Origin of the sequence: Rhizohabitans arisaemae (assembly GCF_025996515.1) — a bacterium.
In the GTDB taxonomy this organism is placed as follows: Bacteria; Actinomycetota; Actinomycetes; order Streptosporangiales; family Streptosporangiaceae; genus Rhizohabitans; species Rhizohabitans arisaemae.
This window is the reverse complement of sequence record NZ_BLRH01000035.1, coordinates 303991-328798: the sequence shown is the minus strand read 5'-3', so window position 1 is coordinate 328798 and position 24808 is coordinate 303991. Positions and strand designations below refer to the sequence as shown.

General features: G+C 68.5%; 19 protein-coding genes and 1 CRISPR repeat array. Of the genes, 6 read left to right on the top strand and 13 right to left on the bottom strand.

The annotated features are described in order from the left end of the window. The first annotated feature begins 62 nt into the window (after positions 1-62). Positions 63-680, top strand: a complete 618-nt coding sequence (locus RUR_RS23665; RefSeq protein WP_283137361.1) for an AAA family ATPase — start codon at positions 63-65, stop codon at positions 678-680. Between the two features lie 258 nt (positions 681-938). Here RUR_RS23665 and RUR_RS23660 read toward each other — a convergent pair whose 3' ends face one another. The 7 genes from RUR_RS23660 to RUR_RS23630 all read right to left on the bottom strand — a co-directional run bounded on the left by RUR_RS23660 (position 939) and on the right by RUR_RS23630 (position 12018). Then, on the bottom strand, positions 939-2789 hold the full coding sequence (locus tag RUR_RS23660) for an ABC transporter ATP-binding protein (RefSeq protein ID WP_283137360.1): 1851 nt from the start codon (positions 2787-2789) through the stop codon (positions 939-941). A 129-nt stretch (positions 2790-2918) separates the two neighbouring features. Next, positions 2919-3155: a hypothetical protein gene (locus RUR_RS23655; RefSeq protein ID WP_283137359.1), complete on the bottom strand. Its 237-nt coding sequence runs from the start codon at positions 3153-3155 to the stop codon at positions 2919-2921. Between the two features lie 392 nt (positions 3156-3547). Beyond that, positions 3548-4777 (bottom strand): RNA polymerase sigma factor, encoded by a 1230-nt coding sequence (locus tag RUR_RS23650; protein ID WP_283137358.1) that lies wholly within the window; start codon positions 4775-4777, stop codon positions 3548-3550. 2 nt (positions 4778-4779) lie between these two features. Next, positions 4780-5184, bottom strand: coding sequence for a YciI family protein (locus RUR_RS23645; RefSeq protein WP_283137357.1), 405 nt, complete (start codon positions 5182-5184; stop codon positions 4780-4782). Between the two features lie 366 nt (positions 5185-5550). Next, positions 5551-6681: a ScyD/ScyE family protein gene (locus RUR_RS23640; protein WP_283137356.1), complete on the bottom strand. Its 1131-nt coding sequence runs from the start codon at positions 6679-6681 to the stop codon at positions 5551-5553. Between the two features lie 736 nt (positions 6682-7417). Continuing rightward, positions 7418-9529, bottom strand: coding sequence for a TerD family protein (locus RUR_RS23635; protein WP_283137355.1), 2112 nt, complete (start codon positions 9527-9529; stop codon positions 7418-7420). A gap of 139 nt (positions 9530-9668) precedes the next feature. Then, a CRISPR array of direct repeats spans positions 9669-10003; the repeat unit is 30 nt; unit sequence CCGGTTCACCCCCACGGGCGTGGGAAGCAG. 242 nt (positions 10004-10245) lie between these two features. Further along, positions 10246-12018 carry an HNH endonuclease signature motif containing protein gene (locus RUR_RS23630; RefSeq protein WP_283137354.1) on the bottom strand — a complete coding sequence of 591 codons (1773 nt, stop codon included), beginning with the start codon at positions 12016-12018 and terminating at the stop codon, positions 10246-10248. A 955-nt stretch (positions 12019-12973) separates the two neighbouring features. Here RUR_RS23630 and RUR_RS23625 point away from each other — a divergent pair. Then, positions 12974-13990 carry an ImmA/IrrE family metallo-endopeptidase gene (locus RUR_RS23625; RefSeq protein ID WP_283137353.1) on the top strand — a complete coding sequence of 339 codons (1017 nt, stop codon included), beginning with the start codon at positions 12974-12976 and terminating at the stop codon, positions 13988-13990. A 172-nt stretch (positions 13991-14162) separates the two neighbouring features. Beyond that, positions 14163-15191 carry a hypothetical protein gene (locus tag RUR_RS23620; protein WP_283137352.1) on the top strand — a complete coding sequence of 343 codons (1029 nt, stop codon included), beginning with the start codon at positions 14163-14165 and terminating at the stop codon, positions 15189-15191. Here the strand turns inward: RUR_RS23620 and RUR_RS23615 are convergent. From RUR_RS23615 to RUR_RS23600, 4 genes are all read right to left on the bottom strand, one after another. Beyond that, positions 15185-15730 carry a hypothetical protein gene (locus tag RUR_RS23615; RefSeq protein WP_283137351.1) on the bottom strand — a complete coding sequence of 182 codons (546 nt, stop codon included), beginning with the start codon at positions 15728-15730 and terminating at the stop codon, positions 15185-15187. The genes RUR_RS23620 and RUR_RS23615 overlap by 7 nt on opposite strands. Before the next feature lie 282 nt (positions 15731-16012). Beyond that, complete coding sequence (locus RUR_RS23610) at positions 16013-17227, bottom strand: sensor histidine kinase (RefSeq protein ID WP_283137350.1); 1215 nt, start codon at positions 17225-17227, stop codon at positions 16013-16015. 182 nt (positions 17228-17409) lie between these two features. Then, positions 17410-18057 (bottom strand): response regulator, encoded by a 648-nt coding sequence (locus RUR_RS23605; RefSeq protein WP_283137349.1) that lies wholly within the window; start codon positions 18055-18057, stop codon positions 17410-17412. 106 nt (positions 18058-18163) lie between these two features. Continuing rightward, complete coding sequence (locus RUR_RS23600; protein ID WP_283137348.1) at positions 18164-19288, bottom strand: hypothetical protein; 1125 nt, start codon at positions 19286-19288, stop codon at positions 18164-18166. 386 nt (positions 19289-19674) lie between these two features. Between RUR_RS23600 and RUR_RS23595 the strand changes: the two genes are divergently transcribed. Both RUR_RS23595 and RUR_RS23590 read left to right on the top strand, forming a co-directional pair. Then, on the top strand, positions 19675-21273 hold the full coding sequence (locus RUR_RS23595) for a nickel/cobalt transporter (protein ID WP_283137347.1): 1599 nt from the start codon (positions 19675-19677) through the stop codon (positions 21271-21273). Between the two features lie 2 nt (positions 21274-21275). After that, entirely contained in the window at positions 21276-21536 is a 261-nt protein-coding gene (locus RUR_RS23590) for a hypothetical protein (protein ID WP_283137346.1), read from the top strand. A 110-nt stretch (positions 21537-21646) separates the two neighbouring features. Here the strand turns inward: RUR_RS23590 and RUR_RS23585 are convergent, their stop codons facing one another. Continuing rightward, positions 21647-22489, bottom strand: coding sequence for a hypothetical protein (locus RUR_RS23585; RefSeq protein WP_283137345.1), 843 nt, complete (start codon positions 22487-22489; stop codon positions 21647-21649). A gap of 258 nt (positions 22490-22747) precedes the next feature. Here RUR_RS23585 and RUR_RS23580 point away from each other — a divergent pair, with 258 nt between their 5' ends. Beyond that, complete coding sequence (locus RUR_RS23580; RefSeq protein ID WP_283137344.1) at positions 22748-23629, top strand: nucleoside hydrolase; 882 nt, start codon at positions 22748-22750, stop codon at positions 23627-23629. A 358-nt stretch (positions 23630-23987) separates the two neighbouring features. On the opposite strand, the gene RUR_RS23575 is transcribed toward RUR_RS23580, so the two are convergent. After that, positions 23988-24728, bottom strand: coding sequence for a FadR/GntR family transcriptional regulator (locus RUR_RS23575; protein ID WP_283137343.1), 741 nt, complete (start codon positions 24726-24728; stop codon positions 23988-23990). Positions 24729-24808: the final 80 nt, after the last annotated feature.

The following is a 24808-nucleotide window of genomic DNA, read 5'->3' as shown; positions in this document are numbered from 1 at the left end:
AGGTCGGCTGGGACCCTGCGGCCATACTTGTTACGCTGGTGACGGAGCGGTCCCCTAGCCCTGTGAGGTACGCAATCGCCGCCACACCGGCCGAACAGGCGTCCGTCGAAGACCTCCACTATCCGGCCGGCTCGCTGGTCCTGATCGCCGGACTGCCCGGCGCAGGCAAGAGCACCCTGATGGAGCGGCTCTACCGGATCAAGGGCGACGAGGCCCTGCCGATATCCGCGGACGGCGCACTCGTGATCGACTCACGGCAGGCCCGCAACTGGTGGGCCCGCTACCTCGGCCCCATCCCACCGCGGGCCCGTACCCCGATCGTGCACACCACCCACGTCTGGCGCATCATCCGGGCGATCCGGAGCCGGCGTGCCGTGGTCGCGCACACCCGGGGCACCTGGCCGCACCTTTTGCACGGGTTCGCCTGGCTCGCCCGGCGGGCCGGCGCCGAAGTCCACATGATCCTGCTCGACGTGGACCCCGAGACGGCGCTCGCCGGGCAGCGGGCCCGGGGGCGGGTCGTCACCTCCATCACCTTCGCCAGGCACTGCCGCCGCTGGCAGGCCGTCCTGGACCGCGCCCGTTCCGGCTCCCTCCCCCCGGCCACCGGGGTGACCGTGCTGGACCGGGCCGCCGCGGACAAGCTGCAGGCCATCCACTTCGAGAAGCACCCGGGCTGAGCGGGACCCCGCCGCAGGCCATACCCGCTTCACCACGGGCCCGGTTCTGCCCCCCCGACGTCCTCGCCGGCCTGCTCTCCCCGACCGGGCGGCCCGCATGACCCGACACCCCCGGGGGCCCACCGGGGGGCGACGACCGGGCCGTCGGTGACCGTACCCGTGGTCCCGGACCGGATCTCCTCCCCCGGAGCTCGTCGGGCCGCCTCCGACAGCCGGTGAAACGGCCACGCCCCGGTGGGACCGCAGGTGCCCGAAAAGTCAGGACGAGGGCACCGGGGTGAGGTCGTCGTCGCCGATGAGGAACTGGGTGGCGGCGAGCTCCCGGTAGAGCTCGTCCGAGCCGAGCAGCTCCTCGTGGGTCCCCTCGGCCCGGACCCGTCCCGCGTCGAAGACCACGATCCGGTCGGCGCTGGTGACCGTGGAGAGCCGGTGCGCGATGACGAGCACGGTCGTGCTCCCCGCCACCTCGTCGATCACGTCGCGGAGCGCCAGCTCGTTGACCGCGTCGAGCTGGGAGGTGGCCTCGTCCAGCAGGAGCAGCCGGGGGTTGCGCAGCAGGGCCCGGGCGATCGCCACCCGCTGGCGCTCCCCGCCCGACAGCAGCACGCCCCGGTGCCCGACCGCGGTGTCCAGCCCCTCGGGGAGGCGGTCCATCAGGTCGGTCAGCCGGGTCCTGGCCACGACCTCCCGGATCTGTTCCTCGGTGGCGTCCTGGGCCGCGAAGACGAGGTTGTCGCGGAGCGTCCCGGCCAGAATGGGCGCATCCTGTTCGACGTATCCGATCGTGGCGCGGAGTTCGTCCAGCGGCCAGTCCCGCACGTCCCTGCCGTCGACGGCGATCACACCGTCGTTCACCTCGTAAAAGCGCTCAAGGAGCGCGAAGACAGTGGATTTGCCCGCACCGGAGGGGCCGACCAGCGCGGTCATGCCGCCGGAGTGGGCGGTGAAGCTGACATCGGTGTGCGCGGGGCTGCGATCGTCGCCGTACTGGAACGACACCCGGTCGAAGCCGACCGAGGCGGGCGTGTCCGGCGTGCTCGGCGCCGTACCGGCCGGGACGGTGCCGTCCGATGCGCTCGGCGTCCCACCGGCTGCGGTACGGCGCTGCGGACCGGGCACTTCGCCGAAGGAGTCCGCCGAGGCGGGCTCGACCGGAAGGTCTTCGATCTCCCTGATCCGGTCGATGGCGGCGAGGCCGGTCTGCAGCATGGTCGCCCCGCCGATGATCTGGGCGAGCGGACCGGTCAGATAGAACAGGTAGAGCAGGAAGGCGACGAGGGAGGAGACCTCCATCGACCCGTTCGCGACGCGGGCCCCGCCGACCCCGAGCACCGCGAGGAACGCCAGCTGGATCGAGAGCCAGGTGGCCGTACCGGCGATCGACTCCCAGCCCGCGACCTTGAGGCCGCGGGACCAGGCGAGCCGGGCCGCCCCCTCCACGGTGGCGATCTCCCGCGTCTCGGCCCCGCTCGCCTTGACCGTGCGAAGCGCCCCGACGGCGCGCTCCAGCACCGAGCTCATCTCCCCGACGGCGGTCTGCGCCTCCTCGGTGGCTCGCTTGATCTTCGGGAGGACGAGTGCCGTGGCCGCCCCGATGACGACCAGGACCCCCAGGGTGACCAGGAGAAGGACCGCATCCATGATCACCATCATGATGACGGCGCCGATCAGGGTGACGGTGGCGGTGAACGCCTCGGTGAGCCCGTTGGTGCAGACGCTCCGCAGCAACGTGGTGTCCGCGGTGACCCGGGAGAGCAGGTCGCCGGGCTTGAGGCGGTCGGTGTCGGCGATGCGCAGGCGCAGGATCCGGCCGACCAGACCCGTCCGTGCGGCCAGGACGACACTCTCGGCCGTCCGTTCCAAAACGTAGGCCGAAAGCGCCCCGACCACCGCGCCGCCCAGGACCAGCGCGGTGAGGGTGAGCAGGGGGCCGGTCAGCGACTCCTTGTTCTGGAACGCGTCCACCGCCAGCTTGGCGAGGTAGGGCTGGGCGAGCCCGGCCATCGAGCCGACGAAGCCGAGCACCCCGCCGAGGATCAGCATCTTCCGGTGCGGTCGGACTCTGGCCAGCAGCAGGCGCAGGGAAGACGGTCTGGGCGCGGATTTCATGATCGTTTAAACGTTCCTCTCCGCCGACCGGTTCCACGAAACGGCGCCTGTGCGGCTTTTGTCGACTTTGGTTAGCCCAGGTGGCTACCTAGGTCGACGACGACCGTGCGAAAGCCGGACCCGCGGAGGCTAGCCGCCGGACGCGAACAGGCCACGGCCTCCGCCGTACTTCTTGTGCACCGCCTGCTTGGTGACGCCGAGCGCCTGGGCGATCTGCACCCAGGACATTCCCCGGTTGCGAGCCCGCCGTACCTGAACCGCCTCCAAGCGGTCGACCTGGCGACGCAGCTCCACCGTGGCCCGCAGGGCCCGCTCCGGGTCGTCGCCGTCCGCCGTCGCCACCAACATCACAAGATCTCCGTCCATGGGGTCAACGATAGTTGACTTCCTGAGGGTCAATCTAGGTTGACCCACCCATGATTGTCAACCCAGATTGACCCTGGCCGGGAAGGGATCCCGTAGCGATAGCGGAGAATCCAGAAAATGTGCGTCGGCCCTGAGTGTCGGCTGCGCCATGGCACCGTGATCGCGGGGCGCACGCGGCGGCCGAGGGTGTTTCCCCTTCTCGGCGCGCCGTGGATGACGGCAAACTGTGCGGCGATGTCACGCAGGTCGGCGCCCAGGCCATGCGGCCGCACGGCCGTCGAGGCCATGGCGAAGTCGGCGACGGCCGAGCGACCGACGCTCTTGCCGCAGGTACGGGCGCACTCGTGGCCTTCCGGAGCCGAGTCGACGGCGTCCCGTGCGGCCGGCTCGGGCTAACCGGATTCGGACGTGGGGTGCGGCTTGCTGAGTCTGGCCGCCTGAGTGATCAGGTAGTTGCGCTCCGGCTCGCTGGTGGTCCTGGCCGCGGCCGCGCGGTAGTCGGCCGCTGCCGCCTCGGTGTCGCCGAGCATGTCGAGCAGATGCCCGCGGACCGCGGCCAGCCGGTGGTGGCCGGCCAGCCGCTCCCGCAGCGGCGCCAGCAGGTCCAGTCCGGCTTGCGGGCCGTGCACCATGGCTGCGGCGACGGCCCGGTTCAGCGTCACCATCGGATTGCCGGTCAGCTGCTCCAGCAGGCCGTACAGGCCCAGGATCTGCGGCCAGTCGGTGTCGGCGGCGCGTTCGGCGCCGTCGTGCAGCGCGGCGATCGCGGCCTGCAGCTGGTACTCGCCGACCACGCCGCCCGACATCGCGGTCGCGGCGAGCCGCACCCCCTCGGCGATCGCCGCCCGGTCCCACCGGGTCCGGTCCTGGTCGGCCAGCGGGATCAGCTCACCGTACTCGCCGGTGCGGGCCGGGCGACGGGCGTCGTTCAGCAGCATCAGCGCCAGCAGCCCGGTGACCTCGCCGTGCCCGGGCAGCATCGCATGCAGCGCCCTGGTCAGGCGGATCGCCTCGCCGGACAGGTCCGTACGGTGCAGGTCGGTGCCGGCGCTGCTGGCGTAGCCCTCGTTGAACAGCAGGTACAGCACGTGCAGGACGGACCCCAGCCGCGCCCCGAACTCCTCGGGAGCCGGCATCCGGAACCCCGTGCCGGATGCCTTGATCTTCTGCTTGGCCCGGCTGATCCGCTGCGCCATCGTCGCCTCCGGCACCAGGAACGCCCGTGCGATCTCCGCGGTGGTCAGCCCGGCGACGGCGCGCAGCGTCAGCGCGACGGAGGAAGCGGGGGTCAGCGCCGGATGGCAGCACGTGAACAGCAGCACCAACGTGTCGTCCCGCTGCACCGGCTCGGCGCCGGGCACCTCGCGCAGTGCGACGCACTCCTCCCGGCGCCGCCGCGCCGCCTCGCTTCGGTACCGGTCGGTCAGCCGCCGCACGGCGGTCTGAACGAGCCAGCCGCGCGGGTTGTCCGGCAGGCCCTCGGCCGGCCAGTGCACGGCGGCGGCCAGCAGCGCCTCCTGTACGGCGTCCTCGGCGGCGTCGAAGTCGCCGTCGCCCCGCACCACCGCGCTGAGGACCTGCGGCGCCAGTTCGCGCAGCAGGTCCTCGATCCGTGCGGCCACCGTCACAGGTCGCCGTCCGGCAGGTCGTCCATCAGCCGGCGCACCTCGATCCGCTTGCGCAGCGGCGCACCCCCCGGCCCCGGCACCGCCGACACCAGCGCCGCGATCTCGATCGCCCGCCCCTCGGACTCCACGTCGACCAGCTGGTACCCCGCCAGCACCTCCTTGGCCTCGCCGTAGGGCCCGTCGGTGACCACCTGGCCGCCAGGGCCTCCGGAGACCACCGTCCTGGCCAGGTCCGTCCCGGCCAGCGCCTGCATGTCCACCAGCTCCCCGCTCTCGATCAGCTCCTGGTTGAGCCTGCGCAGGTAGTCCAGGTGCGCGGCCACGTCGCCGGGATCCCACCCCGACATCAGCCCCGCACCGGCGTCGTCGTCGTACCTGGTCAGCAGGATGTACCTGGCCATCGCCCGCTCCTTCCTCTCCCGCCCATCGTGGTCACCGATCGCGGGTCGCCCTTCGGTGTGTTCACGTGTTAGACGGAGCCGGCCACGCATTCTCGACATGCACCCCGCCGTGCACCCGAGTCCAGGTCGCCCATGCCGGCCTACGGGCACGGGACGCCGCCTCGGAGCCGGCCGATGGACCCGGTTCACGTGGTGCAACAGATGTTCCAGTCGACGGGGTGGTCAAACGCTTCTGGAGCGTGCGCCGCCCGTACCCTGGCTCTGAACACGTCCAGCAGGAACGTCACGCTGTGACTCGGCACCGGCCATGAGACGGCCCCCGCCGACCGGAGTCGGCGAGGGCCGTGAAGATGGGAATCCGGACCGTCAGACCTTGACGCGGAGCACCTCGCCGGACCTGCCCAGCGCCTTGTTGGTGACATAGATCGCACCGTCGGGGCCGACCGTGATGCCCAGCGGAGAGGTGAGCGTCCCCGGCTTGAGCAACTGGGTACGCGTGCCGTTCGGCTCGATCCGGTACAAGGTGCTCTTCGGCTGCAGGTTCGAGGGGAGCGGGCCGACCGAGGCGAGCAAAATCATCCGCTTCTGCTTGTCGAACGCGATGTCGGTGATCGAGGTGAAGCCGCGCACGACCGTCTGCGGCGTGCCGCTGTAAGCACCCATCCGGAAGACCCTGGCCGAACCCGGCTTGAGGAAGGGTCCGCCCTGCTCGGTGACGTAGTACTGGCCGTCGGGGCCCCGGGTGATCCCAGACGGCGCCGATCCGCCGCCGGGCAGCGGGTAGCCCTCCGGCGCATACGACTGCCGGGCGGGGAAGACCGCGCGGGTCGACAGCACCCCGCCGGGCTTGGAGCGGATCACGGCGTTCGCGTTGGTGTCGACCACGAGTGCGCCGCCGTCCGGGGTGGCCGCGACGCCGTACGGGGAGGAGTCGACGATGCTCCCCTGATCTCTGCGGTCGGGGTTGTGCTTCCCTTCGTAAGCCACCAGGTCGGCAAGCGGGGTCACCCTCCCGTCCTGGCTGAGGTTGACGAGTGTGCCCAGGCCCTGCCCGTCCGTGCCGAACTTCGCCCGGTACGCCGGAGGGCCGCCCAGCCCGATCGTGACCAGCAGATCGCCGTCCTTGTTGAAGGTCACGTCCTCCGGCCCGAAACCGATTCCGGCGGCGCCGATGGAGGGCAGCCCCACCCCGACCGCCCTCTTCTTCCCGCCCTTGACCGCGGTGACCTTGCCCGAGTCTCCGAAGCAGAATTTCGCCCCGATGTCGGTGGTCGCGCACTTACCGGTTCCGCCACTGCCGGCTTCAGCCACGTAGAGCGACCCGTCCGGGCCGAAGGCGAGGCCTCGGGGGTTGTCGAAACCCTTGGCGACGACGGTGACGACCGGCGCCGCACCCGACTCCGCCACGGCGGGTGCGGTGAGCCCAAGCGCCACCGCGACTCCGGACGCTCCGGCGAGCAGAATCCGGTTGTTCACATAACCCCCTAGAAAGTTCATGGAGGACACCGTAGAGGTATCGATACGCCGCGTGTTCAACGCGAGACGTAGATCACGCTCCGGTGCCGAGATGCCCCAGGTCGGCGACCCATGCGAGCCTCCCGGACCGCCCCTGCAGGATGGTTGCACCCGCCTTGCCGCGCTTCGATTCAGCGACTCCGGACGGCTTGAAGAAAGCCGGGGCCTCGGAAAACCGGCCTGTGCTCGGATCGGCCGCTGCCACCGACGCGCCTCCACGGCATGGGCCGGTCGCGAGGAAGGCTCGGGAGCTATTGGTGTGACCCAGGGGCCCTCGGCAGAAGGAAGCCCCCAAATGGCCTCACGACCGGAACGCCAGGGTACGCCAAAAGGGGAAGCCCTCCCATGGCGAATCACCGTATCGGCCGGTCGTGAGGAAGGCACAAGAGCTAGCTCGTTAAGCCCACCCCGCAGGGCAGGCTTATTTTCCTGGCTCGAAACCAAGGGAGAAGGAAGCCCTCGAATGGCCTCACGACCGAAACGCAAGAATACTCAGGCTCGCCAGCGGGAAGGAAGCCTTCCTGCGAGGTCATCGTATTGGCGGTCGTGAGGAAAGCTCGAGAGCTGTCTAGCAGCCCTCTGGGGCTACTTGGTGAGAAACCAAGAGAGAAGGAAGCTCTCAAATGGCCTCACGACCGGAACACGAGGATAGCGGAAGAACTAATAGCAGATCGCAGGTGAGAAGGAAGCCCTCCCATGGCCTCGCGGACTCAACGTATCAGGCGGGGATCAGTTCGTGCAGCGTCCCCGGCGTGTACACCCGGGATCCCGGTGGCGGATCGGCCGGAGCCTCCAACCCGATGTAGGTGGTGTGCCCGCCCGATGACGCCTTCCGGCCCAGCAGGTCGACCAGGTAGCGAACCCGCAGGTAGTCGCGTTCCACCATCGAACGCACCAGCAGGGAGGTGGTGGCCCGGCTGACCTCCACCCGGTTGAAGTCGGTGCGCCCCGGCAAATAGAGGTGCAGCCATTTCACCCGCCATTCGCCGTCGTCACCCCGGAGAAAGACGAGCGGGAGGGCAACCCGGCCGGACCCGCGCAGGTCGGATTTCATCCGTACGGTGCGCGGCTCGAACGGCCTGCCCTCCTGCTCGGCCTCCCTGGTCATGTACCCGAAAAACGCCTCGGCGGCCTGGCCGAACGCCTCCCCGCAGTAGATGTGAACCTGGGGAATCACGATGGACCGGGTCACGTCGGCAAGACGGATGTCGATGAACTCCGAAGCTCCGTCCTGCGCCGTGGTGATGTCACCGGAGTACGTGGCGTAGCCGTTGGTGAGATTCGTCCACGAGACGTGCTGCGCATCGGCGTAGTAAGCGTCGAGCATGAGCGCCGACAGGTCGTAGTCGGTCCGCCTCGCGGTTTGCCGCCAATGGACGAAGAACCTGAGCAGCCCGCCGTCCACCCGGGAAAGCGAACCGCGGGGCAGCATACCGAGCCCGGGTGCGACGGCCTTGCCGGACAGCGGGAGGGCGACGTCGAGGACATCGGGATCGACGATCAGCTCGCCCAGGTCGGGAAGGCGGCGGGTGATCTCCTCGTCCAGGACCGAGAGCGCCCACGTCAGCGGCTCCGGCTCAAGCGGCGAGCGGTGGTCGGGTGCCACCCACGCCCGTGCGAACCGGTTGACGAAGACCCGGCCGGCTTCGGGGGCGAGCCGGTTCAGCAGGTGCTCGCGCAACGACAGCAGGACACGGCCCGAGGCTCCGGCCACGGCTCTCTCCACGGCGCCCAGCACGGCCGACGCGGAAGAACCGGTCCGCAGCAGGTGGTCAAGGCGGCGGAGCAGCGCACCGGGCGCCTTCTCCAGCAGCTTGACGGCGTCGTCGACGCGGCCCGCCGACAGGGCGGCCTCGACACGGCTGTCGAAACCTTGGGCCTTGCGCACCCCTCTGGCCACCTCGAAGACCTGGGCGGCCTGCGGGAACGCAGGATACTCGTGGGGATGCAGCCGCTCGCCCAGCCGCTTCCACTGCTCCCGGTGACGGGCTACGTCACCGAGTTTGGCCGGGGTGGCGACGGCGTCCAGGGCCTGCAGCAGGGTACGGCGCTCGGCGCGGCGGAACGAGCGGAACCTGGTCTGGACGGCCAGCGTGACGTCACCGCCGGAGGCGCCGCAGGCGAGCCTGAGCACGTCGGTCACCGTGTCCACCAGCAACGATTGACCCGCAGCCAGCCGTACCTCGTTGATGACGGCGCGGTTCTCCCGAACGGGGATGCGCTCCGGCTGATCGGCGCAGAACGTGGCCAGGGCACGCAACGCCGCCAGATCCTCGACGGCGAGCGGCACCTCGGAACAGGCCAGCGAGAAGTAGAGCTCCCGCGCCTCGTCCTCCAGGCTCCCGCCCAGCTCCAGCACGGTCACCCGGTCCCCGGCCAGCGGGATCAGTTCGGCGTGCGCGGCCAGCAGGTCGGTGTAGGCATGCCGGTACTCGCCGTATCCGGGCAGGGTCAGCAGGTTGAGCGTCGCCGGCTGGACACGCGCGGCGGCGACCGGGTCCAGCATGGCCTCGCTGAGCAGGCCGATCCAGAACTCCAGGGTGTCCGGCACGTTCTTGGGGAAGTCGAGAAAGTACGCGTTGTGCCGGACGTGGTCGCCGACCAGGCCGCGCACGGTGGCCAGGACCCGTACGCCGAGGTCGACCACGGTCTCACCGGGCAACCGCGACAGGCGTTCGAGCAGGGCCGCCGAGCACTTGAAGCCGACGCTCAACAGTGCGGCGTCAAGCTGGCGCGCGGCCACCTCCCCCCACCCGGGCGCGGAGTCGGCGGGTTCGTCGATCGCAACCCGTAGCCGCCTGGCGATAACGAGACTTTCCAGATCTTCCACGAGCGCACCCTATAGCCGGAAATGCCCATCCTCTTGGGGTTTTCTGGCCTTAAGAGCACCAGCCGCCAACCGCCCTATGGGCCAGGTTCACCCATGGGTGTGGGGAGCAGTTCTTAGCCGCCCTGCGCAACTCGGGAGCAGGGTTCACCCCCACGGGCGTGGGGAGCAGTCAAGATTGAGGCATTCATGCCTAATCCATACCGGTTCACCCCCACGGGCGTGGGAAGCAGTCCCGGCAAGATGCGTGGAGCCTAGGTCAAGCCGGTTCACCCCCACGGGCGTGGGAAGCAGGTGATCGTTCTCGGGATTCGATTGACCGACTACGGTTCACCCCCACGGGCGTGGGAAGCAGGCTTCGTTCCGCCATGACATGGCGCCAGAGCCCGGTTCACCCCCACGGGCGTGGGAAGCAGGGGAACATGTCCCACAGCAGGGCGAGCAGCGCCGGTTCACCCCCACGGGCGTGGGAAGCAGACTGCCCGAACTGCGGAAATGCGGCTGGGCTGCAGAAACACCGATGTCGGGGATTGTCGGTGTTCGGGTGGACCGGACCAGTCGTTTCAACCGGGCGCCACGGAGAAAACCGGTGGGTTGTGGGCCATACGCAGGAAACCATCTGCATACGAGACGAGCACCATAACCTCCCAGCCCGGCTGCACACAGGGTCGGCCGACAGGCCGCGACCCCACTGGGCACGGCCGGTCGCAGGAAACGGCTCAAGCGGCGTGTTTTCGCATCCAGGGCGGCCGGAGGATCCGGTACACCACCGTCCCGTCCCGTCGGCGGACGATCTCATAGGCACCCGGATGGTCGGCCTTATGCCGGTTGTGGAACCCACATACACAGGCAAGATTGTCGATGTCGGTCCTCCCGCCGAACTCCCACCCCTCGATGTGGTCCACCTCGCACGCCCGGGACGGGACGTCGCACTCGTCCACCGCACAAGTGGCGTACCGCACCGCCAGCACCCTGCGCTGGGCTGCGGAAGCGAACCGCACCCGCTCCCCCAGATACAGTGGCCTGCCCTCCCCTGACAGCAGCAGCGGCGAAACCCCGTGGTTCAACGCGATCCGCCTGGCCTGCGCGACGCTGACCGGCGTGCCGTCCGCCAGCCGGGCAGCGGCGATCCGCCACCGGCCCTCATTTCCGGATCCGGCGCCCGCCCCGATACCGGCGACGCCCGCAGGGCCGACGGGAAACCCGGTGCCAGAGGTGGCCCCGGATACGCTCTCGGCGTCGGGAACCGGCCCCGGCTCCAGGGTGAGCCCGCCGCCGACTTGATCGCCGCATCCGTTGAGAGGGTACGCAGGCGGCTCGGGTCCGGGAAGAACCCCCGGCCGGGCTCGGATCCCAGCCACGCCAGCGCCCGCCCCGGTCCCCAGCCCCGCCGGTGCCCGGGTTTCGGCTCCGCTCCCGTTCTCTGCGCCGTGTGCAGCTGCCTCCTCAGCATCGGAGGTGGACGTGGCGGAGTGACCGGACCACCCCGGAAGCCGTACCGGCTCCCCCAGCGGTCTGACGGTCCCGGCCCCTGCGGACCCATCGGCCGAGGCAGCCGTACCGGACGACGGCACGGCTCCACCGGGACCGGCCGGACCTGCGGGCAGGAACGCGATGCCTCCCGGCAACACCGGCGGGTGGCCCGGAGGAGGCAGGAGGCTCCCGGACGGCACCACGACATCGGGCGCTCCGGTGGCGTGGGCGTCCCGCAGCGTGATCACCACCACGGCTTCCTGGCCCCGCCCGTCCCGGGTCAAGAAGGTGCGCAGGGCGGCGGCGTTGCGCCCGCCCCGCGTCCCCGCACCGGCGGAGGCCGTCCGGGAGGTCAGCGGGTCCAGCTTGGACTGCAGAAGCTGCTTCAGCTCGGGGTCCAGCCACCCGTTCACCCACGCCCCGCCGTCCGGGGAGTCGTTCACCTCAAGCCAGGAATCGGCGTACCCCCTGCGGGTGTCGCCGTCGGGGGAGTCGCCCCGCACCGTCTCGACGATGCGCTCCCCCGCTTTGCGGACCTGCTCCACCGTCCCCCCGGCCTCGGCCAGTCTCAGCAGGATCCCCTCCGCCGCCGCGGTGTCCGCGTCGTCCAGGTGCCTCACCGCACGGCAGATCGCCGCCGCGTACCCCGCAGGAAGCCGATGCCCCTCAAACCGCTCGGCCACCTCCGGCAGCCGGCGCAGGGTCCGGGCCAGGGCCAGCCGGTCGGCGGCCACCGCCGTGCGGGTCCCAAGCCCGGTGGCCAGCCATGCCCCCGTCCCGGTGAATCCGTGCGTCTTTGCCTCGCCGCAGGAGTCGATGCGCTCCACCAGCGGGGCCAGCGCCACCTCCACCGCGTCTGCCACGTCCCCCAGCAGCGCCGCCCGCTCCATGCACGCCGCACCCGAGCCGGGGACCGGAAGCCGGGCGCACGCGGCGGCCAGCCGGAGCGTCGCCTCCAGCACCTGCTGCGGGGTGGCCGTGGCCGGGTCCACGCTCACCGTCTCCGACCCCGAGTCCATACGGACAGTGTCGCATCGGCCACCGACAGTTTCCGAAGCGTTCGCCCGTAGGAAACCTCCGTCAGACCATCCGTGACCATCCCCTGTGGGGATTCCATCCCGCGCAGGGACAGGGCCGAGCGTCGCATTCGTCCACCCTGTGCGCGCAGCAAACCGCGGGCATCTTGCTTCCGGCGTCCGGGGCGAACCGTATCCCTGCCCTGCTCAGACAACGGCTGCGGCGCGCCCAAGGCGAGAGATTCCACCTGCCTGACCGGGCACCGGCTGGCAGCCATCCATGGGACAAGCAGGCCGGGAAAGGCGAAGCACCCCACGTACCGAGGACACCCGGTGCATTCCCATGGCCACTGGCCACCCGTGACATACCCGGTTCGGGTCACCGGGCACGGCCCGGAGCAGACCGTCAAAACCGAACGTGATCGGTGGCCAAACGATGTGACGCGACCGATTCCGTGGATCCTCCCGGCGCCGAGGATGTACGGCTTGGCGGGCCCCTGGTTGTCCCGACTCCCCAGCTGGCCCCGGCAGGCTCGGGCGGCCGCCCACCCCCGCGTTCAGGGCCGGCCCGCGGTCGCCGTCACGGGTCACGTCCTGCCAGCCTGGACCACGGGGCCAGGCGGCCCCCAGTAGAGGAAAGTTGACAGGCTACGGACGCGGCCTTGCCGTGTATGTGTCTGTCTCCGAGATCTGGTCTGAGCAGTGGTGGGCGAGGGATGGGTCATGCTTGGGCCGTTTTCGGACAGGACAAACTCAGGGGCACAAACCGAATCAGGAGACGCCGAGAGTAGCCCGCTAGCCCAAATGACCTATGCCGAACGGACTTGTCGACAGATACACATTCACCCGAGAATATTCTGTGGTAGTTTTCTGAGGCATGAATGGAGGCTGTGATGCAGGCGGAAGAGCGGAGGTCGCTTGTCCGCCCATGCTCGTTATGGCTCGCGAGTCTCGCGCCATGACGCAGACCGATGTCGCCAATGCCATGACCAGGGCTCTTAGCGGTGACGGGACCGTGAGCCAGGGCTACGTGAGCAAGGCGGAGACAGGTCATTTGGCCGTGGTCGGGGACAGGCTCGCGCTATACGCCCAGGCACTCCGGTATCCATCTCGCCTCCTTTGCTTCGACGCCGATGCGGAGGGGACCAGCGTCGGTCTTATCCATCATCGCAAAAGGGCTTCCCTAACAACGACATCTCTGAGAACAATCCACGCTCAACTCAACTTGGCCCGATTGCAGTTGCGCAACCTCGTGCGGACCGTGGAGGCGCTATCGCCTCCTGTCTTGTTTGAGCACATTAAGGTGGACGACTACGACACGGCGGAGGACGCCGCGCAAGCAATTCGGGGCAGGTGGGGCCTGCCCTCCGGTCCCGTCGAATCCGTCGTGCGTGCTATCGAATCAGCCGGAGGACTAGTCCTCCGACGTCAGCTTGCGGGGCGTGAACTTGACGCCGTGAGCCAGTGGCCAACGAATGAGAACCCGATCTTCGTCCTTAACACCCGTGCGCCAGCCGACCGTCAACGCTTTACACTTAGTCATGAACTCGGACATGTGGCAATGCACGTCGTTCCGAACAGTCGCCAAGAGCAACAGGCCGATCAATTCGCCTCAGAGTTTTTGATGCCTGCCCGTGATATCGGTCCCGACCTAAAGGCCGATGTCGATCTTGAGTGCTTGTACGAACTGAAAAAGAAGTGGCGAGTGTCGATGGCGGCACTCCTCCGACGCGCCCACACCCTGGGCGCAGTGAGTGACTGGCGCTATCGCCAGCTGAACATCGAGCTGTCCACGCTCGGATATCGCACCACGGAACCACAGGCTTTTCCTCCTGAGAAGCCGGCCCTGGTTCCGGCCCTGATCAACCACCTGCGGCGGGAACAACAGTTGACGGTGGTCGATCTTGCGCACCTTGCAGGCCTGCATGAGAAGGAGTTTGTTGACTTCTTCCTCACGGAGGCAGGCGCTCCCTAAATCAGCGCGATCATCCTTGAGGGAAGACCTGATGGTTCCAGCAGGAGAGACCCCTTACTCATCAACGCGACGGACGAGCGCCCGGACGCAGGCGTTTCCCCAGCCTGCTCCTGACCTCCAGCGCAGGGGTAAGCTCACCGACCGAATCCTCCTACACGCTCGTTCTCGCGGCGTGTCACACTTCTTCCACCATATTGACCCGCATCAGGGCGGCCTCATCGTTTGCGATGCCACCGATGTGTATGCGGCCATCAAGAAGTGCCGCAGCAACGGCTACACAGGGCTGCTGATCGGTGACCCCATGAGCTACACGAAGAAATTCGCGGAACCGGACGACCCGTTCTGGCTTGACTCGAACGACGACCAACTCTTCGGGCTCACCTTGAACGATGTACTTAGAGGACAAATCGAGGCCGGCGCTGACTGGGCGGTCATCCCTACCGGCTATATCGGCCCAGGCCAGCGAGATGCCTTCAAAGCTGCTGTCCGCGAAGCAGCCTCGGTCGAACGCGACGACACCATCTTTGCCGCGCCCCTCGACATCGCCTGGTTCTCCGATGCCTACATCGATCAGACCGTCGCCATCCTGAGCCGCCTCTCCTTACCCAAAGCCGTCTACCTGGGCTCCCAAGGCGACCCCCTCAAGACGTTCACCGCCGAGCCGGTCACCAATCTCCGCCGCCTGGTTCATCAAGTGAAGAACATCTCAGTCTTCTCCACCGACCTGGAGGCGTTCGACGTCCTCGCGCATGGGGCCACCGCAGCCTCGATCGGCACCGGAGGCGCGCTTCGCCACATCGTCCGCCCCGACCAGGAGCCGGAGTCGCCTCGCCCTCGAAGCGATCGATCACCCACCCTGCTGATTCCGGATCTAGCGGCCTTCCTGGCCGGAAGCACGATCTACAAGCGCTTCGCCAACACCTCTGCTCCCACCTGCGCCTGTCCGGCTTGTGCAGGCCGAGCCCTGGACACGTTCCTCGACGGCGCCGACCGTAAGGCGGCCCAGCAGCATGGGGTGGCGACATGGACGACTTGGCTCAAGAACCTCGTCGAGCAGGAGCGCACCACGCGCTCGAGTTGGTGGAAGTCCTTCTGTCAAGCAGCCATCGACGCGCATGACACCTACAACATCACGATCAGGCAACGTAACGTCTTCAAACCACCCAAAGCGCTGAGGCTGTGGGCCGAACTGCCTCAGTGATGCCCGACCACCCGGTCATAGATCTCCTCAGAGAACCACCAGGCAGCCGGCTTATGGCACTGCCGCACGAACGGCTCGGGGGCAACGACCACCCGACCTTCGTCACGGACGACCACACCCACGCCGTAGAAGTTCGCTTCCAAGCCCATCTCCTCGGCATCCATGGGCAACTTCGGTAGCAACACCACTCGGCTGCAGAAGGAAGCGAACTTGCCGACGCTCTCCAGCCCTGATCGCCAGTCGTGCGCAACGACCACAGCCAGCTCAGGATGTACAACGGGAGCAGCCAGACGGATGACGTCCCCTTGTACGTGGCGAACCACTCCCTGTGGGCAACCACGAAGGAGACGACGATGCGCAGGTGATAGCGAAGACTCCGGTATCGACAGCCCCACCGGGAGAGCGAAAAGTGCCTCCAGCACCTCTGGGCGCGAGAGAGCCCTGAGCCCGTGTCCGTTACGACGTTCATGCTCACGATCGTTGAAGCGATATGCGATGGCGGCTTTGACCCCCAACACATGCATGATCTGGACAGCCACAGGTCTTGCGGCCGAGACAGGGGACACAAGTCTCACCACTGTCCGCACCGAACTAGAACTCCTGTTCATCCCAATCGCCGCCACGAACACTAACCATGCCACTCAACACTGCCCCCCTAACAGCTCGATCCCATAGATCGAGATGATCCCGGTATGTCCGTGGCCTTCCGAGTTGATGGGTGGGCGCCAGAGATAGCTGAGACTCACGCTGAAGGACAAGGTGACCGAGATGTCGGGACGTAGCCGAGACACCATAGAGCTCAATGTCTGTGGTTCGGACGCTCATCCGCTGGCCCCGTCTCCACGCCTATGGCTTGACATCGATCGTCTCGGGGTGGCGGCGGGCTGGACGGCGGGGATGCTCGCGGTGACCGTGAAACCTCCTTCCCCGTCAGTACCCGCTGCGAACACGCCGCCGAGCAGGGTGACTCTGCGACCGAGCCCGATCAGTCCGATTCCGGATCCGGAGCTCACCAGCGCCGGGTCGCTTTCGTGCCGGGACGGCGCGTTGCGTACTTCCACCTCGGCCCGGTTACCGGGGTAGGTGAGGGTGATGTCGACAGGGGTGCCGGGAGCGTGTTTGCGTGCGTTGGTCAGTGATTCCTGTACCACCCGGTAGACGGTTCGTGCGACGACCGCGGGTACCGTGCCGGGATCGCCCACGACCTTGAGGGTGGCGCCGTCGACCGCCGCCAGCACGGCCAGGTCTCCCCCGTTGTCGTGGTCGGGACGCCCACCGGGTGTGGTCTCGACCTCGTTGGTCACCACACGCATGAGATCCCGCAGTTCGGTGAGGGTACGCGTACCGGCTTGCCTGATCCGCTCGGCGGCGGTACGGACCTCGTCGTCGTGGGTGGTCACGCGCAGAGCGTCGGCGTGCAGGACGATCTCGGTGACGCGATGGGTGACGATGTCGTGCATCTCGGCGGCCAGCCGCTGCCGCTCGGCGGTCTCGGCCCGTTCGGCGAGCAGCCTGCGCTCTGTGTCGGCCAACTCGGCTCGCTTTCGCAGCGACCGAATAAGCGCGACGCGCGCTTTGAGGTAGAGCGCGACCAGCGCGGGCAGCGCGGTGGCGGACAGCGCGAAGTACGTCGCCGTCCACGTGGGGGCCCAGATCGGGATCACAAGCAGCGCCAAGACCGCGGCACATGCGAACGCCTGCCGCCAGGGCAGCAGATAGACCAGGAACGACACCACCAGCGGGGCCGCCAGCGGCGTGGCGACGGGGCTGAGTTGTCCCGCCGAGGCGAACAGACCGGGTGCCAGGCCTGTCCCGACGGCATACACGGCCGTCACCAGCATCGTCAACAGGCCGGTCGTTCGCGGGAACCTGACCACCAGCAGCAGGGACAGGTCGACGACGAGGTTCAGGATCAGATCGACGACCGGACGGCCGCCTGTTGTACGGGCGCTCCCGGCGTACAGGGCCAGTTGCGCAGCCACGCCCAAGACCGCGGTGCCCGTAGCCGCCGCGACGACCGTGCGGCGATCTCTCACGGTCAGATCTGACCTGCGGAAACCGAATGGTTTGTGCACATACGGCACCCTAGGGGGTGTCTGACGACCCCATATGCCGAAGACCGGCGGCATCGGCTCGATCCGCTACCGGGCATTGTCGGTCAGCCCACCTGTCTCACCGTGGACGATCATCCGACGCGTCGACCGGGGGAACTCGGAGCTCAGCCGGTCAGGCCGGCCTGATGGGCCAGCAGCGCGGCTTGAATGCGATGGGTGAGGCCGAGTTTGACCAGGAGCCGGGAGACGTAGCTCTTGACGGTGGTCTCCGAGAGGAAGAGCCGCTTCGCGATCTCCGGATTGGTGAGTCCTTCGCCGAGACAGGCCAGCACCTCCCGCTCCCGTTCGGCCAGCTCCGCCACCCGCGCTCGCGCGGCCTGGTGCTGTTCGTCGCCCCGGGCCGACTGCGCCACCAGTCTGCGCGCCGCGACCGGCGACATCACCACATGTCCGTCGGCGGCCACTTTGATTAAGTTGATCAGGTCCTCGGCCGGCGTCGTCTTCACCAGGAAACCGCCGGCCCCTGCCTCCAGGGCGCCGAGTACATGCGAATCGGAGTCGAAGGTCGTCAATGCGATCACCGTCGGCGGTGAGGCCGTCGCGGTTATCTCCCTGGTCGCGGTGACGCCGTCCACACCGGGCATCCTGAGGTCCATCAGTACCACGTCCGGCTGGCCGCGCAGGGCTTCCTCGACCGCCTCCGCCCCATCACGTGCCTCGCCCACGACCTCGATCTCCGTGCTGGAGCCGAGTATGGTCCGAAGGTGTCGGCGGACCATCGGATCGTCGTCCACAAGCAGAACCCTGATCATGCTCTCCGAGTCTGTCACAGCGGCTCAAGTCGTGGTCAGGGCCCTGAGTCCGGCAACCGGCAGCCCGGAATCCACACCGTCCCGATCAGCCGATCGGTAAGACCTTTCATTCCGTCTCGTCGACTGATTCCGGACTGGGTTCTCCGATGTCTCCCGACGTCACAGTGCTTTCCAGCTTGTCAGTGTTTCCCGACTCGCCGGTGATTCCCAACGCCACAGCGCTACCGAACGCATCAACGCTTCTCGACGCGATCACGATCAGCGACACCGCACCCGCGACCAGGAGAATCTGGATGATCGTCGGGATGAGCCGGAAGCCGTACTGGGTGATCTGAACCATGAATCCCACCCAGCAGTACGTCAGGACGGCACCGGCGGCCAGAGCGTACACATGCCGGTGAGACCAGTCGGCGGCGCGTGTGTTCCCCACGATGACGACGAGGACCACAGTGACGAGCACCGATAGCAGGACCCAGGTAGCCGGCTCGGAAAGCGCCTTTCTGTCCGGGCCGAACTCAAACAGCAGGAACAACGCGGTCCCCGCGGCCAGCGCGAACGCACCGAGCGCCACCGGCGACCAAGCCCGCCGGCTTGTCTGAGCCGCACGGCCTGGCCCGCGAGAAGGGCGGGAGGGGCGAGAGAGGAAGGCGAGGATGATCAGTACGGCCACCACCACGACGGTGCCGATGAGCTGTAGGGCGGACAGCAGGAACCCGTCGTTCGCCTCGTTGAGGTACATCGCGGAGAACAGAATGACTGCGCCCACGACATACCCCAGCGCATTGGCCACGAGTCCGCGGGCCCGTAGCCACGGTCGGCCGTACCGATCGGCATACAGCGTCTCGACCATGACGATCGGGACGAAGATGCTCCAGACGGAGTGGATGGACAGCACGTACACCGACCACGGCACACTGATGCCGAGCGCGGGAACGTCACCGTAGGCACCCAGTCCGAGCCCCAGGTAATTCTGGTTGAACAGGGACTGGGTGACCAGAGCCTCTTCGATGATCCCGTACGTGATGGCCAGCAGGAGCGTCATCAGCCACCCGCCGCCGGCCCGGGTGACCACCTCACGGATCAGCACCGCGCCGCAGCCGTAGAGCAAAGCGGTCGGCGGGAACGCGACCGGCGCCCAGACGTCCAGTGGGATGTTGCCCAGCAGGTACTCGCCGACGAGCGGCGCCAGCAGGAACAGCGCCAGGGCGGGAGGCAGGCGTTTCACGGTCACGCCCTCAGCGGGGCGGCGGCCCTGATGGCCGCCGCAGACGGCTCTGACCTGATGAAACGCGATGATGTGTTCACAAACCGCAGGCTATGCGCGTGCCCTCAGAGTACGGAACGTCCGAAGGTTGCGCATCGCTTACCGATTGTTGCCTGGTGGCATCGGAATCGCGTGTGGGCCCGCAGAGCGGACTGCGTGTGAAGGGTCAGGTCGGCTTCAACGGGCTACCGGGAATCCAGGCATTCCCGGACCGCGCCCCTCGCCGCCACGGGCTCGACCCTCCGGGCCAAGATACGCAGCTGATTCGACCGGCTCCGGGTCAAACACCGACGGCGCCCCTGCAGTCTGCGCTAGCCCGGAGGTACGCCCGAATCCTGCCTCCGGAGTAACTGTTGATCAAAACGCTCGGACTCGCCCTCCTGCTCGTATGGCCGGGCCACGTGGCGCCGTACCATCCGCTTGGCAACTTCACGATCAGCCACTACAACGGGCTGCGCCTGCACCCCGACCGGGTGGAGAACACCGCCGTCGTCGACTTCGCCGAGCTTCCCACGCTGCAAGATGCCGAGGCGGTCGACGGCGACCGGGACGGCAGAACCTCACCCGCCGAGCTGGACGCCTACGCGATCACGCAATGCGGGGTCCTCGCCGCCGCCCAGACGCTGAGAGCCGGGGAGCGGCCCCTCACCTGGCAGGTGATGAAGCACTCGTTCCGCTACGAATCCGGCGAAGGCGGTCTGCGCACCAGCCGGCTCAGCTGCGAGCTCATCGCCCCGGCTTCCCTACGCAGGGCCACGGCGGTCGAGTTTGCCGACGCCTATCTCACCGGCAGGCCGGGCTGGCGGGAGATCACGGCGACAGGGAGCGGGGTACGGCTGACGCGGCCCCCGGTCCCCTCAGTCAGTGTGAGCGATGAGCTCCGAAGGTATCCCGAGGATCTCCTCGCCTTGCCCCTGGACCAGCGGTCGGTCACCCTGACCACGGAGCCGGGAACAGGTGCCGGTGGCACAGTCCTGACGGGGCTGCCCGCGCCGGATGTGGTGACCCGGGCTCTGAACCGGCTTGACGAGACGTTCACCGGGCTGGTCGGCGGGGATCGGCTCACCGTCCCGCTTGGGTTCCTGGCGATTGCGCTCGCCATGGTCTTAGGTGCGGGCCATGCACTCATCCCCGGGCACGGGAAGACGATCATGGCCGCGTACTTGGCGGGTCGAAGGGGCCGGCCGGGGGACGCCGTGACGGTCGGACTCACCGTCACCGCCACCCATACCGGCGGGGTGCTCGTCGTCGGTCTGCTCCTGTCCCTGTCCGCCACCCTCACCGGTGAGTCCGTGCTCTCCTGGCTCGGACTCGCGAGCGGCCTTCTCATCACCGGCATCGGCTGCGCCTTGCTGCGCACCGCCTGGCGACAGCGCCGTACGGGCCCGTCGGCCTGGGATGTCGCCGGGCACGGACACGCGCACGGTCATGCGCACACACACGAACGCGGCCACGGACATGGCCACGCACCCGCTCACAGCCACAGCCACGAGCAGGTCAAAGCCCTCGCTCTCGTAGGCGCGGCCGACACCGAAAACCCACGACCCGACCCTCTGCGGGCCGCGGCGGAGCCCGTACCCGCACACCACCCCGACCTCTCCCACTGCGGACGCCCCGCGCGCCGCGCCGGACTGATCGGCATGGGCATAGCCGGGGGCCTCGTCCCCAGCCCGTCCGCCCTCGTCGTGCTGCTCGGCGCCGTCGCTCTCGGCCGTACCTGGTTCGGGGTGCTGCTGGTGGTGGCGTACGGGCTCGGCATGGCGGCCACCCTGACCGCGGCCGGTTTGCTGCTGGTCCGGGTCGCGGCCCGGCTGGAAGGCCTGATGCACCGGGGGAACGTGCTCGCCGCCCGGATTCAGCGGATCGCGCCGTTCGCCACCGCGGCCGTGGTCGTCCTGCTCGGGGCCGGACTCGCTCTGCGCAGCCTGCCCGGCATCCTCCACATGTACTGACCTTGGAGTCGGTGGCGGGCGACGGCTCAATGCGGACCGGCCGCGGAGGCGGACGGCCGTTCTCCCCCGGGAGCGGGTACGGGCCGCGCGGCCGGAACGGGTTCCGCGAGCCCGTCACGCTCCAGCCCGACCCGCGTGGCGGGATTCAGCCCTCACAGCGCCCGGCGATGGGGATATCGCAGGTGGACCGGCTGTTCTCCCTCCGGAGCGGGTACGGGCCGCGCGGCCGGAACGGGTTCCGCGAGCCCGTCACGCTCAAGTAGCGGGATCCGGCGCGCCCGGCGTCGGGGGTATCGGCAGATGGCGCGGTGTTCCCGGTATCGGGCGACGGCCGGCGGGCAACACGCCTTGTGAAGGTCCCGCGAGCCGCGTCTCAACCTTGGCCACGTCGCCGGGGAGCACTCGAGCGGTCGTCGGGTTCCCCCTGGGCCGCGGGCGGTTTCCGGGGTGCGTGGTGGTCGCGGCGGCGAAGCGGGGAGGGCAGGTCGTGGCGTCCGGAGATGAACTCCTGGAAGGCGATTTTGGCGCGGACGACGGGTCTGCGATGGCGTTCTTCCCGGTGCAGGGCGCGTACGGCCTTGCGGGAGCCGGGGGTGAAGAACCAGTGCGCCCACGGCGATCCGGGCCGGGCCAGCCTGATCGCCCCTACGAAGAGCAGCGGAAACACAAACAGACCGACCAGTCCGGTCCAGATCTTGCCTTTGGACAGGGTGACGACGGCGAGCACCAGGTTGACCACGATCAGCACGACGGCGATCCAGCGTGCGACGGACACGGTGGCCGGGTCGAGGCCGCCGATGTCGTGGACGCCTTCCCAGCCGAGTGGACGCAGCCCGAGCAGGAGCAGCCCGGTGACGGCGACGGCGACGAACATCGCGTCGACCGAGGCACGGCCTTCCTCCGACCAGTAGACGTCGCGGAGATGGAGGATGAGCGCGAACTCATCGAGGACGAGTGCGGTTCCGACCCCGAAGAGCGTCGCGGCGACGGTGTAGAACACCGAGAACCGGTCGTCGATGATGAACGCCGCGACCCCGCTGGTCATCATCAGCACGACGCCGAACACCACATGGTGGACGTGCAGGTCGCCCAGTTTGACGTTCCTGAACATCCCGCCCATGTTCGCGCGGATCAGCCGGACGATGACCCGCGTGACGAGAAACGTGACGATCATGCCGATGAACAGGCAGAACAGCGGCAGTCTGCCCGTACCCACGATGTGGTCCGTAAACCAATCCCCCATCATCCCCCCGCCACCAGAGTACGTATCATCCGATGCACCCACGCGACGGGTCAGATCCGACAGACCTCGCAGGATCTCCCCAATCACCTTGCGCACCAGGGGAGATATCCGGTTGCCGGGCACCCATCTTGATCTGAAAAATGCCCCTATCAGTGGCATGGCCGACTTTGGGGTCGATACTCCGCCTCGATCGGTCTACGCCCGCCCCACTGCGAAAGGCCGCGCCAAGCGATGCCAGACCTGATCTTCGACATGGAGACCCAGGACCCCGACGACGTCCTCACCCTCTGCCTGGTCGCCTGCCATCCGGCCGTACGGCTGCGCGCCGTCACCCTCACACCCGGTTCACCTGCTCAGACCGGCCTGGTACGGCACGTGCTGCGCCTGCTCGGCCGCGAGGACGTACCCGTGGGGGCACAGGACCCGGGCACCGGCAAGGACCACGTGTCGGCCTTCCACCACAAGTGGCTCGGCACCCCTCCCCCGGCTCAGCCGGACGCCGCGCCGGGCGAGCTGATGGCGCGGACGCTGCGGAACCACCCCGAAACGATCCTGCTCACCGGGGCGCCGCTGCGCAACCTCGGGCGGCTGCTCGACGAGCATCCGGAGGCGAGGCTGAGCCGATGGGTGGCCCAGGGCGGGTTCGCGGGTGACAACGTCGTGCCGCCGGAACTCAGGCTGCCGAAGTTCGCGGGCCGCACCACCTGCCCGACGTTCAACTTCAACGGGGAACCCCGGGCGGCGCGCCTGGCCCTGTCCTCGGGCGGGCGGATCGGGCGGCGCGAGCTGGTGTCCAAGAACGTCACGCACGACATCCGCTACGACCGGGACTTCCACGAGCGGCTGCGGCCGTACCGGGACCGTACCCCGGGGCTGGACCTGCTGTTCTCGGGCATGGAACGCTACCTGCGCAAGAAGCCCGGCGGGAAGCTGCTGCACGACCCCGCGGCGGCGTGCGCGGCCGTCGACCCGGCCATCGCGACCTGGGCGGAAGTCGAGATCGTCCGAGCGGAGGACGGCACGTGGGGGTCGCTGCCGGCCGTCGGCAGCGGCACCTTCATCACGGTCGCGATGGACCGGCGGCGACTGTTCGAGGTCCTCATCGGCGAGTGACCGTGGAAGCACGCGATCACCCCGACCCCCTCTTCCGAGCTTGAACGGCGACAGCCGGTCCGATGTTCGCGTGATCGTTGCGGTGTCTGGTTCTCCCGGGGCTCGCACAGCGCGACGATCACGAGATGTCCGGGGTCCGGGCTACGCGGGGCGATCCCGGCGGCTCGCAGGCCTGAGCGGCGGCGCCCGGTCCGTGTCGCGGCCCCTGCCCGTACTCCATCCGAGTGATCGTTGAGGTGTCCGCCCATCCAAGGTGCGCACAGCACGACGATCATGCGATGTCCGGGTACGGGCTGCGCCTGGCCGATCCCGGCGGCGGCCCCGGCTTCGACGGCCCCGCCCGTACACCGCCCGGGGTTCAGGTGAGGAAGCCCCGGAGCAGGGCGGCGGTGCCCTGCAGGTGCTCGGCCATGGCCCGCCACGCCGAAACCGGGTCGCCGGAGACGATCGCGGCGACGATCGCCGCGTGCTGCGCCGCCGAGTGCTCGATGTTGCGGTCCAGGACCGGGATGGCGTAGAGGAGGTCGGTCACCCGCAGCCGGGCGTCGGCGCACGCGTCCACGAGCAGGCTGGAGCCGGTGAGCTCCGCGATCGACATGTGGAAGGCGGTGTCCAGCCTCCGGTAGTCCTCGGGGGTCGCCGTGTTGACGTCGTGGAGGCGCTCCTCCAGGATCGCCCGCTGCGCCGGGCTCAGCGCGGCGGAGGCGAGGGCCTGGGCCGCGCCGCACTCCACGGCCATCCGGAAGGTGAGGGTGTCGTCGAGCTCTTCGGCGGTGATGTCGGCGACGAGTCGTTCGAGCTCCTCCCGCCGGGGGCTGCTCGGCTGGTAGGTGACGAACGCCCCGCCGTACCGGCCGCGGCGGACCTGGACGTAGCCGGCCTCCTGCAGGGCCCGGATGGCCTCACGGAGCGTGACTCTGCTGATCTTCAGCTGGGCGGCGAGCTCGCGCTCGGGTGGCAGCTTGTCGCCGAACCCGGGCATGCCCAGTTTGATGGCCTGGAGCAGCCGCTCGACGGTTTCCTCAAAGGTGTTGCCGGAGCGAACCGGGCGGAAAGCGGCGAATGAACCGGTGCGTTCAATCTGCTCGGGCTGCGCCATGCGACCAGCGTAGGGGTATCCGGGAAGACGCCCGGCCCCACCCGGTGGTGACTCCTCGGAATCGTGGGCAGACATCTCAT

Coding starts and splice junctions, on each gene's coding strand:
- RUR_RS23660 (WP_283137360.1), bottom strand. CDS start 2,789: ATGAAATCCGCGCCCAGACCGTCTTCCCTGCGCCTGCTGCTGGCCAGA.
- RUR_RS23655 (WP_283137359.1), bottom strand. CDS start 3,155: ATGGACGGAGATCTTGTGATGTTGGTGGCGACGGCGGACGGCGACGAC.
- RUR_RS23645 (WP_283137357.1), bottom strand. CDS start 5,184: ATGGCCAGGTACATCCTGCTGACCAGGTACGACGACGACGCCGGTGCG.
- RUR_RS23640 (WP_283137356.1), bottom strand. CDS start 6,681: ATGAACTTTCTAGGGGGTTATGTGAACAACCGGATTCTGCTCGCCGGA.
- RUR_RS23630 (WP_283137354.1), bottom strand. CDS start 12,018: ATGGACTCGGGGTCGGAGACGGTGAGCGTGGACCCGGCCACGGCCACC.
- RUR_RS23625 (WP_283137353.1), top strand. CDS start 12,974: ATGACGCAGACCGATGTCGCCAATGCCATGACCAGGGCTCTTAGCGGT.
- RUR_RS23605 (WP_283137349.1), bottom strand. CDS start 18,057: ATGATCAGGGTTCTGCTTGTGGACGACGATCCGATGGTCCGCCGACAC.
- RUR_RS23580 (WP_283137344.1), top strand. CDS start 22,748: ATGCCAGACCTGATCTTCGACATGGAGACCCAGGACCCCGACGACGTC.
- RUR_RS23575 (WP_283137343.1), bottom strand. CDS start 24,728: ATGGCGCAGCCCGAGCAGATTGAACGCACCGGTTCATTCGCCGCTTTC.